This is a genomic window from Halomonas nitroreducens (genome assembly GCF_003966155.1).
Classification (GTDB): domain Bacteria; phylum Pseudomonadota; class Gammaproteobacteria; order Pseudomonadales; family Halomonadaceae; genus Halomonas; species Halomonas nitroreducens.
This window is the reverse complement of sequence record NZ_RXNS01000003.1, coordinates 44,426-57,697: the sequence shown is the minus strand read 5'-3', so window position 1 is coordinate 57,697 and position 13,272 is coordinate 44,426. Positions and strand designations below refer to the sequence as shown.

Below are 13,272 nucleotides of genomic sequence, written 5' to 3'. Positions count from 1 at the left end.
TGGGTTACTTGGGTTCGTACTTCACGACCTGCTGATCGATGGCGCCGAAGATGCTCTGGCCCTGGCGGTCGAACATCTCGATGCGCACGCGATCGCCGAACCGCATGAAGGGGGTCTTCGCCTCGCCGTGGAGGATCGCTTCCACCATGCGCACCTCGGCCAGGCAGCTGTAGCCCACCCCGCCGTCGGCGACCGGCTTGCCGGGGCCGCCACCGGCGTCCGGGTTGGAGACGGTGCCCGAGCCGATGACCGCCCCGGCGCCCAGGTAGCGGGTCCGGGACGCATGGGCCACCAGCTGCGGGAAGCTGAAGATCATGTCGGGGCCGGCTTCCGGCTCGCCGAACTTCTCGCCATTGAGGTGCACGGTCAGCGGCAGATGGACCTTGCCGTCCTGCCAGGCGTCGCCCAACTCGTCCGGGGTCACGCAGATCGGCGAGAAGGCGGAGGCCGGCTTGGCCTGGAAGAAGCCGAAGCCCTTGGCCAGCTCGCCCGGGATCAGGCCGCGCAGGCTGACATCGTTGACCAGCATGACCAGCTTGATGTGATCGGCGGCCTGCTCAGGGGTGACGGCCATGGGCACATCGTCGGTGATCACCGCGATCTCGCCCTCGAAGTCGATGCCGTGATCCTCGCTGATCGCCTCGATATCTTCGAGGGGGGCCAGGAACTTGTCGCCGCCGCCCTGGTACATCAGGGGATCGGTCCAGAAGGTTTCCGGCATCTCCGCATTACGCGCCTGGCGCACCAACTGCACGTGGTTGAGATAGGCCGAGCCGTCGGCCCAGTGGTAGGTGCGCGGCAGCGGCGAATGCAGGCTCGCCAGGTCGAGCGCAAAGGCGCCTTCGGCCTGGTCCTCGTTGAGCCGGGTATAGAGGGCCTCCAGCTGCGGGCTGAGCTCGTCCCAGCTCTCGATGGCCTGCTGCAGGGTGCTGGCGATCTCGGTGGCGCGCACGGCGCGGCTGAGGTCGCGGGAGACCACGATCAGTTCGCCGTCACGACCGGTCTTCAGGGTAGCGAGTTTCATCGTCTGTGGGTCCTTTCGTCAGGGGCGAGGCCGCCATGGCTTCGTCCGGATAGCATCGTTTCAGGGCTGGTTGGGGGCGAAGTGGGAGCGCAGGGTCGACCAGACATCGACGTAGTCACGCTGGCGGAAATCGGCGTCCAGTGCGGCGCTGGTCGGATGGTAGACGTAGCGACTCTCGAACATGAAGGCCAGGGTATCGCCCTGATAGTGCGGCGCGAGCTCGGCCGTGGAGGCCTTCTCGAAGGTGTCGGCATCCGGCCCATGGGGCGACATGCAGTTGTGCAGGCTGGCGCCACCCGGCAGGAAGCCCTCGGCCTTGGCATCGTACACCCCGTGCACCAGGCCCATGAACTCACTCATCAGGTTGCGATGGAACCAGGGCGGGCGGAAGGTGTTCTCGGCCACCATCCAGCGCGGCGGGAAGATGACGAAGTCCAGGTTGGCCATGCCCGGCGTGTCGGAGGCCGAGGTCAGCACCGTGAAGATCGACGGATCGGGGTGGTCGAAGCTCACGGTGTTGATGGTGTTGAAGTTGGCCAGGTCGTACTTGTAGGGCGTGTAGTTGCCATGCCAGGCCACCACGTCCAGCGGGGAATGGGCCAGGCGGGCCTGCCACAAGCGGCCGGAGAACTTGGCCACCAGGGTGATGTCCCCCTGGCGATCCTCGTAGGCCGCGACCGGGCTCTGGAAGTCCCGGGGATTGGCCAGGCCGTTGGCGCCGATGGGGCCGAGGCCCGGCAGCTCCAGAGGGCTGCCGTAGTTCTCGCAGACATAGCCCCGGGCGGCGTTCACCCCATCGGCGAGGCGCACCTGGAACTTGATCCCCCGGGGAATGACCACGATCTCGCCACCGGCCACCTCCAGCGTGCCCATCTCGGTATGCAGCCGCAGCGTGCCCAGCTGGGGCACGATCAGCAGCTCCCCGTCCGCGTTGTAGAAGAAGCGCTCGGTCATGTCCGCGTTGACGGCATAGACATGCACGCCGCAGCCCGACTGGGCAGCGGCGTCACCGTTGACGGCGACGGTCTGCAGGCCATCGATGAAGTCGGTGGGCGCGTCGGGCAGGGGGACCGGGTCCCAGCGCATCTGGTTGGGGTCGGCGGCCGGCTGCGCCAGCGGGGCGGTGGCAATGCGCGGGTTTTCCAGCGGCTGATAGGCACTCTGTACCACCGAAGGGCGGATGCGGTACAGCCAGGTCCTCAGGTTCTGCGGGCGCGGTGAGGTGAAGGCCGAACCGGTCAACTGCTCCGCATAGAGGCCATAGGCGCAGCGCTGGGGAGAGTTCTGCCCCTTTGGCAAGGCATCGGGTAACGCCTCGGTGGCGAAGTGATTGCGAAAACCGCTTTGATACTCAAGGGTATCGGTGATCATCTCGGAATCCTCTCGAAATCGGCGCTGTTGTTGTTGGCCTGGCGAGTCGGCGGCCTTGGCCTGGACGCCGAACAGTGGGTCAGGCGGGCTGCGGCGATGTCTCTGACCGCGGGCGACTGGGCCGTGGGCCTTCCCGGTCACGGCGGCCTTCTGGCGGCAATATAGTTTCTCATGAAACCAATTGTCCAGGCGTTCGACGTATTTATTGCCGGAGAGTTTAAAATGTTTGCATGGCTTGCATTGCAAAACAGTAAGTTATGTTAACATTGGACGTAAGTCTTGTGCGTGATCGCCGATGATTTCGTTGATGATGAGACTGATCAAGGGGCCGGTGGTGGTGCCACGGGCCGGCTAGTGCTGGCCTGATCCGCTGTCGTACGCTTCCCGCCGACACGACCTTACCAGGAGGGCCCATGGAGGCAGATGAGCAATCAAGCGGTGAGCATGGGGCCTGCGCTGCTGCGGACGGCCGGCCTGGCGACGGTTCCCGTGCGGAACTGGACCTGGCCCAGTTCCTGCCCTACCGACTCAACCGACTGGCCGATCGCATCAGTGACGAGCTGGAGCGCATGTACGCCGAGCGCTACGGCATCAACGTCGCCCAGTGGCGGGTGCTGGCCTGGCTCAGTCACAGCGACGAACTGACGGCGAAGAAGATCTGCACCTACACCAACATGGACAAGGCGCGCGTCTCGCGTGCCATTCAGGCGCTGGAGGATCGTGGCCTGATCTACCGGGAGCCGTCGGCCCACGACCAGCGCGTCCATGACCTGCACCTGACGGCGGCGGGCGAGGAGTTGCTCGCGAGTCTGGTCCCCGACGCCCAGGCCTGGGAGGCCGAACTGGTGGCCACCCTGAGCGTCGGGGAGTATCGCGACCTGTTCAATGCCATGGGCAAGCTCGAGCGTCAGCTGGAGCGGATCGGCCAACGCTAGCCCTCCACAGGGCCTCAAGCCGGCCGCTTACCCCGACACCCGCAAACGCCGGATGTCGGGGCCGTGGGTCTCCCGTCGCCTTTCTCGCCTTGCCTCCCGACATTTCCCGAGTCCCCCGTTCAGGTGAAGTCGCGTAGCTCGTCGGCGCCGAGGTTGGCACCGGTGATCACCACCACCAGGTCGCCGTCTGGCGGCAGGTCGGGCCCGCGCCTGGCCAACAGGGCGGCAATGCCTACGGCGGCGCCGGGCTCGACCACCAGCTTGGCCCCGTAGAGCAGGTGATGCATGGCGCGCTCGAGGTCGGCCTCGTTGACCTGGGCCAGCGCCGCCACATGGGCCCGGCACATCGGGTAGGTGAGCTCGCCGATGATGGCAGCGGCGAGGCTCTTGGCGGCGGTGTCGACCCGGGCAAGCCGGGCCGGGCCACCCTCGGCCCAGGCATGGGCCATGCTGGCCGCGCCCAGGGGTTCCACCCCGATGAGGCGCAGTGACGGTCGCAGGGCCGCGGTGGCCACGCCGATGCCCGAGATCAGCCCGCCGCCGCCGATGGGGCAGAGCACGGCACTGGCCTCGGGGGCCTGGTCGAGCAGTTCCAGGCCGACGCTGCCCTGGCCGGCGATGATGCGCTCGTTGTCGTAGGGATGCACCAGGGTCAGGCCGCGTTCGTCCACCAGCCGATGCATGAGCGCCCAGGCGGCATTGATATCGCCGTGGAGAATCACCTCGGCGCCCAGCTCGCGGCAGCCCGCAACCTTGAAGGCGCTGGCGTCCTCGGGCATGACGATGGTCACCGGCACCCCGGTCTGGCGGGCTGCCCAGGCCAGCCCCAGGGCATGGTTGCCGGCCGACACCGCCCCCAGGCCCCCGGCCAGCTCGTCGCGGCTCGCGGTGCGCAGCCAGTTCAGCGCCCCGCGGGCCTTGAAGGAGCCGGTTCGCTGCAGCGACTCGGCCTTGAGCCAGACCCGGCGGCCGAGGCGCTCGGAGAGGCCATGGTCCAGCACCAGGGGCGTGACGGGCAGGGTGTCGCCCAGGCGTGCCCGGGCCTCGCGAAGGGTGGCGATGTCGAGCATGGGCTCTCCTGTGACGGTCAGTCGTCGGGCGCCGCCTCGTCGACGGCGGGGAAGAGGGCCGCGCGGAAGTAGTCGCCGATGCGCTCCCGGGTACGAGCGTACCAGGCCTCGTCCTTGGTCACCGCCCGCTCGGCGTTGAGCGGGTGGGTGGGGATGTGCAGGCGCATGTCGATGCCGCTGTCCGCGTGAGTGGTGATGCGCAGGGCGGCGCTTTGCCGGGAGGGCCCGTAGGGGATATAGCGGGTCAGCTCCGCCTGGCGCTCGGTGGCGGTGGCGAAGCGGATGAACGCCCGGGCTGCCTCGGGGTGCGGTGCCTGGCGGGGGATCGCCCACACTTCGTGCTCCTGGACCTGGGCGTCCCAGAGGATCTCGATGGGCACGTCGCGGTTGACCATGGCATCGAAGAAGCGGCCGTTGTAGCCCGAGGCCATCACCACCTTGCCCTCGGCCAGCAGCCGTGGCGGGGTGCTGCCGGTCTCCCACCAGCGCAGGTCCTCGAGGCCCTCGAGCCGCGCCAGGGCCAGCGACAGGCCGCGCCGGGTGCTGAGCAGCCGGTAGAGTTCCTCGCGAGGCACGTCGTAGGACAGCAGGGCCCACTCCAGGTTGACCGACGGCGTACGCTGCAGGGCCCGCGGCCCCGGGAAGCGCCGTTGGTCGAAGAGGTCGGCGATCCGGGTGGGGCGTCGGCCGGGGAAGGCGTCCCGGCGATAGGCGACCACGGTGGCGAACACCGAGTGGGTGATGCTGCAGGGCCCGAAGGCGCCGTCGATGAAGTCGCGCTCGGCGGAGGTGCCGTCCGGCGCCGGCTCGGCCAGCGACGGCGACAGCGGCGCCAGCAGGCCCTCGCGGCAGGCCGCCATGGCCTCGCTGCGGGTCATGTCCATCACGTCCCAGGGCACCTCGCCCGTGGCCACCGCGCGGCGCAGGTCGGCCAGGCCGCCATCGTAGCGGGCCACGCTGACCGGGGTGCCGGTGGCCTCGGTGAAGGGGGCGAAGAGGGCGCGGCTCTGGGCGCGCTCGTAGGCGCCGCCCCAGCTCAGCACCGTGATGCCCTCGGGCGCGGCGACCGCCGGCCACGCCGCCCAGAGCCCCAGCGCCAGGACGCAGGCCCGGGTGAGGCGCCTAGCCGGCACCGTGCTCCTCCCGCCGCAGCTCGTCGCTGTACTGCAGGAAGGCCCGGGCGATGCTCGCCTCGAAGACCACCCCGAGGAAGGTGTCGTCGTCATCCACCACGGCGATGGCCTCGCCGGTCATCTCCTGCAGGTGGCGCATCGCCGCCCATACCGAGGTTTGCGGGCCGAGCACCGGGCGTGGCGTCTGCGGGCAGTCATCCACCGTGCGCGTGTCCTCGCCCCGCTCGCGGATCACCTCCAGGTCGGCCAGGGTCACGCTGCCCCGGTAGCGGCCCTCGGCATCGACCAGGTAGGCCTCGCCGTGGCCGGCCCGGCCGAGCTGAGCCACGGCCTCCGCCACGCTGGCGTTGGGGCGCAGGGTCACGCCGTCCTGGCTCAGCAGCCGTTCGAGCCGGGCGTCCTCGAGCACGGCACGGCTGCGCCCCGAGGAGAGGTCGAGCCCGCGTCCGGCGAGCTGGATGTCGAACAGCGAGCGGCCGAACAACTGAGCGGCAATGGGGCTCGCCAGGGTCACGCTGGCCAGGGCCGCGGTGGTCAAGGCATAGCTGCCGGTAAGCTCGAAGACGATCAGCAGGCTGGTCAGGGGGGCACCGATCACCGGCGCGGTCACCGCCACCATGCCGCAGATGGCGTAGAAGACGAAGGTGTCCTGGGCGCCGCCGGCAGCGGCCACCAGGGTGCCGCACAGGGCGCCGAAGAGGGTGCCGATGACCAGCGCCGGGCTGAACACCCCGCCGCCGAAGCCCATCCCCAGGCACAGCGCCGTGGCCGCGAGCTTGAGCAGTAGCACCACGCCCAGCTCGAGGCCGCCGAAAGCCCCGGCGATGGTGGCGAAGCGCAGGGTCTCCTGGCCCATGCCCAGGATGTCGGGCACCCACAGCGCGACCACGCCGAGCATGGCCCCGGCCAGTGCCGGGCGCAGCGGGGGCGCCAGGGGCAGGCGCCCGACCACCCGGCCCACGGCCAGGATGGCGTGCATGTAGGCGCCGGCCACCAGGGCGCCGAGGCCGCCGATGGCGAGGAAGACGGCAAACTCCCAGGGCCGGGGCAGGGCGGGTTCGACCACGTGAAAGAGGGCTCCGCGGGCCAGCACGTTGGTGGCAATCACATGGCCGACCAGGGCCGCCGCAGCCACCGGGGCGAAGGCGCGCAGGGCATAGTGGCGCAGCACCACCTCGTGGGCGAAGACGATCCCGGCCAGCGGCGCGTTGAAGGCCGTGGCGATGGCGGCGGCGACGCCGCAGGCGATGGTGATATTGTCCTCCGAGCGGCCCAGGCGCAGCAGCCGGGTCGCCGCCGAGCCGAGGCTCGCGCCCATGTGCACCAGCGGACCATACTGGCCTACCGAGGCCCCGGCCCCCAGGGAGATCAGCCCGGAGAGCGCCGAGAGCACCCCGGGCCGGGCGGGTAGCCGACCGCGTCGGGTCTGGACCGCGGCGATCACGTCGGCGGGGGTATGGGGCCGGCGCTCGGGAATGGCCCGGTGCAGCTGGCCCACCACCAGGCCGCCCAGGGCCGGCACCAGCACGGTGGCCAGGGCGAGCAGCTCGGGGTGGGCGAACATCATGCGCCCACGCGGGGAAATCAGCAGCAGGTCGTTGAGCCACAGCACGGCAGCCACGAAGCCCACGGCCGCCAGCGCCGCCAGTCCGCCGACTACGGCGCCCAGCAGCACCAGCCCCAGGAAGCGAATGACGCCCCCCGGACCCTGCACCCCGCGCTCCCCTGCCTGTGGCATGTCCATGTTCAAGGTGTAGGTGCGGCGGGGAGCGCCTGCAAGAATGGCGACACCGGGAGGTGCCGCCGCCGGCCGCCAGTCCGGCGCGAGCCCGCGCTATACCAGCAGATTTACGCATCTGGGCCATGTGGCGCGGGCGATCATCCCATAGGCCAGGACGACCCATGGAATTGCCAGGTTAATGGCGGGGCATGCAATGCCCCGCGGGGGGGGTCAGTCCAGGGAGGTGGCGCCGATGCGGTGCACGCTGAGGTCGGCGCCGTTGAACTCCTCCTCCTGGGTCAGGCGCAGACCGGAGACCTTGGCCACCAGGCCGTAGACGGCCAGGCCGCCGACCACGGCGACCACCACGCCGGCCAGCGAGCCGACCAGCTGGGCCATCAGGCTGACCCCGCCGAGGCCGCCCAGCCACTCCTGGCCGAAGATGCCCGCGGCGATGCCGCCCCACAGGCCGCACACGCCGTGCAGCGGCCAGACCCCCAGCACGTCGTCGAGGCGCTCGATGCGCTCCTGGGCCCACTCGAAGAGCACCACGAAGATCGCCCCGGCCACACCGCCGGTGACCAGCGCACCGATGGGGTGCATCAGGTCCGAGCCGGCGCACACGGCCACCAGCCCGGCCAGCGGGCCGTTGTGGATGAAGCCCGGGTCCTTGCGGCCCATCACCATGGACACCAGGATGCCGCCGACCATGGCCATCAGGCTGTTCACCGCGACCAGGCCGCTGATGCTGTCCAGGGTCTGGGCCGACATCACGTTGAAGCCGAACCAGCCGATGGTCAGGATCCAGGCGCCCAGCGACAGGAAGGGGATATTGGACGGGGCGAAGGCCACCACCTTGCCGTTGCGGTAGCGGCCGTGGCGCGCACCCAGCAGCAGCAGGGCCACCAGGGCCACCCAGCCGCCGAAGGCGTGCACCACCACGGAGCCGGCGAAGTCATGGAAGCCGGCGCCGAAGGTGGCGGCCAGCCAGGCCTGCAGGCCGTAGTTGCCGTTCCACACGATGCCCTCGAAGAAGGGATAGACCACGCCGACGATCAGGCCCGCGGCGATCAGCATGGGGTAGAAGCGGGCGCGCTCGGCGATGCCCCCCGAGACGATGGCCGGGATTGCCGCGGCGAAGGTCATCAGGAAGAAGAACTTCACCAGTGCATAGCCGTTGCCGGCGGTGAGCTCGCTGGCGCCGTGCAGGAAGTGGGTGTCGTAGGCGATGGTGTAGCCGACGAAGAAGTAGACCAGCGCGGAGACGGCGAAATCGGTCATGATCTTGACCAGGGCGTTGACCTGGTTCTTGTGACGCACCGTGCCCACCTCGAGAAAGGCGAAGCCGGCGTGCATGGCCAGCACCATGATGGCGCCGATCAGGATGAAGAGCGTGTTGGCGCTCTGGGTCAGTGTCTCTACGGCACTCGTGATATCCACGGGAATGATCTCTCCTGATGCATGAAAGTCGAGAACGAAGCGTTTAAGCACCAAAGTAATGCAAGCTCTGTTCCATCCTGGCGCATCAGGCCGGCCGACAGTTAGTTGGCGCGAAAAGTCATGGAATCACAGGGACCTGGAAGGCGAGAGGGTGGCGCCGGCGCACCGTCTTGGTGCCAGCCGGCGCCGTCATGCACGTTTCGTGGGCAGGCCCTCAGAGGGTCTGCCAGGGCGAGGTCGGCGGCGCGTCCAGGGTCTCGCGCACGATGCCGAGCGCCCGCTCGAGAGCCTCGCGGCTGGCCGGTGGGCCGAGGCACAAGCGCAGCGCCTGGGGGGCCGCCTCGCTGCCCACGCAGAAGGGCTCCGGCGTCGAGACCTTGACCCCGCGCTGGGCAAGCAGTGCCTGGGCCTCGCTGCTGCGCCGGCCGGCGGGGAGGGGCAGCCAGAGGATGGAGGAATTCGTCCGGCCCTGGGGGGCATAGGCCGCCAGCCGCTGCTGGGCCAGGGCCTGGCGGGCGGCGATCTCGCGGGTCTGCCAGGCCAGCAGCTCATGGCTGGCGGGGTCCTCCATCCAGCGACAGGCGGCCTCGACCATCAGCGGCGGCACCATCCAGCTCTGCGAGCGGATGGCCGCGCCCAGGCGCTCGAGCAGGGGCTCCGGCACCGTCAGGCTGCCGATGCGCAGCCCGCCGGCCAGGATCTTGGAGGTGCTGAAGATATGCAGGGTGCGCTCAGGGGCCAGCGTGCTCAGGGCGACCCCCCGGTCACTGGCGGGCAGGTACTGCACCGCGTCCTCGACCAGCCAGATGTCATGTTCCCGGGCCAGTGCTGCCAGGCGCTCGCGACGCTCGTCGGTGAGGCGCACGCCGGTGGGATTGTTGAGGTCCGGGGTGACGTAGAGCACACGGGGCGCCTGGCGGGCGCAGAGTCGGGCCAGGGCGTCGACGTCCATGCCGTCCGCGTCCATCGGCACCGCCGCCAGGCGCAGGTGGGCCTGCTGGGCGGCGTAGACGAAGCCGGGGTAGGTGAGGGCATCGCCGGCCACCAGGTCGCCCGGCTGGGCGAGCACCTGCAGCGCCAGGTGGATGCCATGCTGGCCGCCCTGGGTGATCACCAGCCGCTCGGGGGCGTCGGGCAGCCCGAGGCCGCCCTGCCAGGCGGCGATCCGCGCCCGCTGGATCTCGCTGCCGGCCTCCGGCTGGTAGTCGGTGGCGGCCTGCAGGGCCGCGGGGTCCTCGGCGATGGTGCGCAGCGCCCGCTGCAGGCCCTGGGGCCGCAGCGGGTGGGGCGGCGGCAGGCTCATGCCCATGTCGATGACCCCGTCCGCCACCGGCTGGCCGGCGCGGAAGGTGGTGGGCGCCTCACCGGCCGGGCGGCGCACATAGGTGCCGCTGCCGACGCGGGAATCCACCCAGGCCTGGCGGTGGGCCTCGGCGTAGGCCCGGGTGACGGTGCCCACGGTGACGCCCAGGCGGTCGGCGAGCTGGCGCTGGGGTGGAAGCTTCTCGCCCGGGGCCAGCTCGCCGCTGGTGATGGCCTCGGCCAGGGCCTCGGCGATGCGGCGATAGCGGGGGCCATCGTCGGGGAGTGTCGGTGTCCAGATTGTCATGGTGACAATAAAACCTTTGACGCCATTATTGTACCTATTATGCTCTGAAAGGCGCGTATTATCCAGCGATCAATCCAAAAATGTATGGGTACAATACCATGGAAACCCTGGCGTTCCTGGGACCCGCGTCCCTTTTCATGATCTCCATGACCATCACCCCCGGTCCCAACAACGTGATGCTCACCGCCTCCGGGGCCAACTACGGCTTCCGCCGGACCCTGCCGCACCTGCTGGGCATCATGGGCGGCTGCTTCGTGCTGTTCGGGGCCATTGCGCTGGGCCTGGGCATTGTCTTCGAGCGCTTCCCCATCGTGCAGACCCTGCTGCGCATCATCGGCAGCCTCTACCTGCTGTACCTGGCCTGGGGCATCGCCACGGCGCCGCCGCCGGAGTTCGGCAATGCCGAGGGACGCCCGCTGAGCTTCTGGCAGGCCGCGGCCTTCCAGTTCGCCAACCCCAAGGCCTGGGTGATGGGGCTGACGCTGATGGCGAGCTTCCTGCCCGAGGAGGGCAACACCTTCGTCAACGCCCTGGTGCTGGCCGGCTTCGCCGAGCTGGTGGCATTGCCCTGCATCTCGCTGTGGGCCGGCTTCGGCATGGCCATCGGCCGCTGGCTGAAGGGCCCGCGCTCCTGGCGGGTGTTCAACGGCACCATGGGTGCGCTGACCGCGGCCTGCGTGATCTTCATCCTCGGCTGACCGACGCCAGGCGCGTCGACGACTCGAGGACCACACAAGCAAGCATCGGGAGGGTGGCATGAAAGCCAAACTGGTGGATGTGTTCAGCGCCGAGCGCTTCGGCGGCAACGGCCTGACGATCTTCCCCGAGGCCGATGGCCTGTCGACGGCGGAAATGCAGGCGATAACGCGAGAGATGCGCCAGTTCGAATCCCTCTTCCTCTTCCGGGAGGGTAGCGGCTTCAGGGCGAGGATCTTCACCCTGGAAGAGGAGCTGGATTTCGCCGGCCATCCGCTGCTGGGGCTGGCCTACCACCTGCATGAAGCGTTCGGGGACCGGGATCGGCATGAGTGGCGGGTGAGGCTGAACCAGCGCACGGTCGAGCTGACCAGCACCTGGCGAGACGGACACTTCACGGCGACCATGTCCCAGGGGCGTCCCGCCTTCCTCGGGACGCTGACACGTGAGGAAGCCGGGGAGGTCTATGCGGCGCTGGGACTGGACGCCGGCGGGCGGCGCAACTATCCGGCCGAGGTGGTCTCCACCGGCTTGCCCTACCTGATCCTGCCGGTGTCGGGCGGCCTGGAGCGGGTCGCCTTCCGGGTGCCGGACTTGTCGCCGCTGCTCGCCTGGCACGGGGCCAGGTTCGTCTACGTCCTCGATATAGAGAGCTTCGAGGGTCGCACCTGGGATAACCGCGGGCGGGTCGAGGACGTGGCCACGGGCAGCGCCGCCGGCCCCGCGGCGGCCTATCTCCACAAGCACGGGTTGGTGCTCGGCAAGACGCTCTCGATCGCCCAGGGGCGATTCGTGGGCCGGCCGAGCCGCATCGAGACGGCGCTCGTCATCGACGGCATGGAGCTGGCGGATGTCCGGATCAGCGGCGATGTGATCAAGGTGGCCGATCTCGCCTTCGCCGCCTGACGGCAGGCGCACCGGCAGTGACGTCCCGTGGCGACTCGCGCCGGCGTCGGAGCGACTATGCTGGAGGCTGACGCCAGGCGCGTCATGCCAAGGAACGGCCCGGGAGCGCTATCGCCATGCAGGTCCAGGTGTCCATCGAGTCCCTCTATCGCCAGCACGCCCCGCGCGTGCTGGCGACCCTGATTCGCCTGCTCGGCGATTTCGACCCGGCGGAGGACGCGCTGCACGAGGCCTTCGCCGCGGCGGTGAGCCGCTGGCCGGCGGAGGGGGTGCCCGATGATCCCGTGGCCTGGCTGATCCGGGTCGGCCACCGGCGCGGCATCGACCAGATCCGCCGCCGGCAGACCGCCCGCCAGCATGCCCACCTGCTCGCCGCCGAGGATGCCGGCGACCCGGCGGACCAGGCCATCGCCGACGATCCCCTGCGGCTGCTGTTTACCTGCTGCCACCCCCACCTGTCGATGACCGACCGCGTCGCCCTGACGCTGCGCGAGATGGCGGGGCTGACCACCGAGCAGGTCGCCAGCGCGCTGCTGCAGCGCCCGGCCAGCCTGGCCCAGCGGATCGTGCGGTCCAAGCGGCGGCTGCGCGAGGCCGACATTCCCTACGAGATCCCCGATGCCCGTGAGCTGCCGGAGCGCCTGCCCGGCGTGCTCGGGGTGATCTACCTGGTCTTCAACGAGGGCTATTCCCGCAGCGACGGCGAGACGGTGGTGGACGTGCGCCTGGCCGAGGAAGCCATCCGCCTGGCAGAGGCGCTGACGGACCTGCTGCCCTGGGGCGAGGCCTTCGGCCTGCTGGCGCTGATGCTGCTCCACGACGCCCGCCGCGCCGCGCGCCAGGACGCCCGGGGCGAACTGGTGCCCCTGGAGGAGCAGGATCGCGAGCTCTGGGACCGGGTCCAGATCGAGGCCGGGGTGGCCTGCCTGGCCCGCGCCCTGGCGCTGACCCCCACCGGTCCCTACACCCTGCAGGCCTCCATCGCCGCCGTCCATGCCCAGGCTCCCAGCGCCGAGGCCACCGACTGGCGACGCATCGTGATGCTCTACGAGGCGCTCTATCGCCTTCAGCCCACCCCGGTGATCGCCCTCAACCGGGCGGTCGCCGTGGCCATGCGCGACTCGCCGGAGGCCGGCCTGGCGCTGCTCGAGGGGCTCGCCGGGCACAAGCCGATCGTCAACTACCACCTCTACCATGCCGCCCTGGCCGACCTGCACCGGCGCGCGGGTCACCGTGATGCGGCCCGGCAGGCCTACGAGCGGGCCCTGGCGCTGGCCGTGCAGGCGCCGGAGCGACGCTTCCTGGCACGCCGCCTGGCGGAGCTTCAGGCCCGGGGCTGACCCGCTCGCCCCACGCCGGCACGAGGGG

General features: G+C 70.0%; 11 protein-coding genes. 4 read left to right on the top strand and 7 right to left on the bottom strand.

Annotated elements, in window-relative coordinates; all coding sequences use genetic code 11:
* Positions 1–4: 4 nt before the first annotated feature.
* Both EKG36_RS03965 and hmgA read right to left on the bottom strand, forming a co-directional pair.
* Positions 5–1,024, bottom strand: a complete 1,020-nt coding sequence (locus EKG36_RS03965; protein ID WP_126481270.1) for a fumarylacetoacetate hydrolase family protein — start codon at positions 1,022–1,024, stop codon at positions 5–7.
* 60 nt (positions 1,025–1,084) lie between these two features.
* Positions 1,085–2,395 carry a homogentisate 1,2-dioxygenase gene (gene hmgA, locus EKG36_RS03960; RefSeq protein ID WP_185827477.1) on the bottom strand — a complete coding sequence of 437 codons (1,311 nt, stop codon included), beginning with the start codon at positions 2,393–2,395 and terminating at the stop codon, positions 1,085–1,087.
* Positions 2,396–2,808: 413 nt separating this feature from the next.
* Between hmgA and EKG36_RS03955 the strand changes: the two genes are divergently transcribed.
* On the top strand, positions 2,809–3,330 hold the full coding sequence (locus tag EKG36_RS03955; protein ID WP_126481268.1) for a MarR family winged helix-turn-helix transcriptional regulator: 522 nt from the start codon (positions 2,809–2,811) through the stop codon (positions 3,328–3,330).
* 119 nt (positions 3,331–3,449) lie between these two features.
* Here EKG36_RS03955 and EKG36_RS03950 read toward each other — a convergent pair whose 3' ends face one another.
* The 5 genes from EKG36_RS03950 to EKG36_RS03930 form a co-directional block, all read right to left on the bottom strand.
* Positions 3,450–4,400, bottom strand: a complete 951-nt coding sequence (locus tag EKG36_RS03950) for a threonine ammonia-lyase (RefSeq protein ID WP_126481266.1) — start codon at positions 4,398–4,400, stop codon at positions 3,450–3,452.
* 17 nt (positions 4,401–4,417) lie between these two features.
* Positions 4,418–5,533, bottom strand: coding sequence for an extracellular solute-binding protein (locus EKG36_RS03945; protein ID WP_246007429.1), 1,116 nt, complete (start codon positions 5,531–5,533; stop codon positions 4,418–4,420).
* The gene (locus EKG36_RS03940) at positions 5,523–7,271 is read right to left on the bottom strand and encodes a chloride channel protein (RefSeq protein WP_126481262.1); all 1,749 of its coding nucleotides are present in this window, start codon (positions 7,269–7,271) and stop codon (positions 5,523–5,525) included. The genes EKG36_RS03945 and EKG36_RS03940 overlap by 11 nt, the downstream gene beginning before the upstream one ends.
* 213 nt (positions 7,272–7,484) lie before the next feature.
* Complete coding sequence (locus EKG36_RS03935; protein WP_126481260.1) at positions 7,485–8,693, bottom strand: ammonium transporter; 1,209 nt, start codon at positions 8,691–8,693, stop codon at positions 7,485–7,487.
* 214 nt (positions 8,694–8,907) lie between these two features.
* Complete coding sequence (locus EKG36_RS03930; RefSeq protein WP_126481258.1) at positions 8,908–10,302, bottom strand: aminotransferase-like domain-containing protein; 1,395 nt, start codon at positions 10,300–10,302, stop codon at positions 8,908–8,910.
* 98 nt (positions 10,303–10,400) lie between these two features.
* Here EKG36_RS03930 and EKG36_RS03925 point away from each other — a divergent pair, with 98 nt between their 5' ends.
* The 3 genes from EKG36_RS03925 to EKG36_RS03915 all read left to right on the top strand — a co-directional run bounded on the left by EKG36_RS03925 (position 10,401) and on the right by EKG36_RS03915 (position 13,244).
* Positions 10,401–11,000: a LysE family translocator gene (locus EKG36_RS03925; RefSeq protein ID WP_126481256.1), complete on the top strand. Its 600-nt coding sequence runs from the start codon at positions 10,401–10,403 to the stop codon at positions 10,998–11,000.
* A gap of 58 nt (positions 11,001–11,058) precedes the next feature.
* On the top strand, positions 11,059–11,904 hold the full coding sequence (locus tag EKG36_RS03920; RefSeq protein WP_126481254.1) for a PhzF family phenazine biosynthesis protein: 846 nt from the start codon (positions 11,059–11,061) through the stop codon (positions 11,902–11,904).
* 116 nt (positions 11,905–12,020) lie between these two features.
* On the top strand, positions 12,021–13,244 hold the full coding sequence (locus EKG36_RS03915) for an RNA polymerase sigma factor (RefSeq protein ID WP_126481252.1): 1,224 nt from the start codon (positions 12,021–12,023) through the stop codon (positions 13,242–13,244).
* The last annotated feature ends 28 nt before the right edge of the window (positions 13,245–13,272 follow it).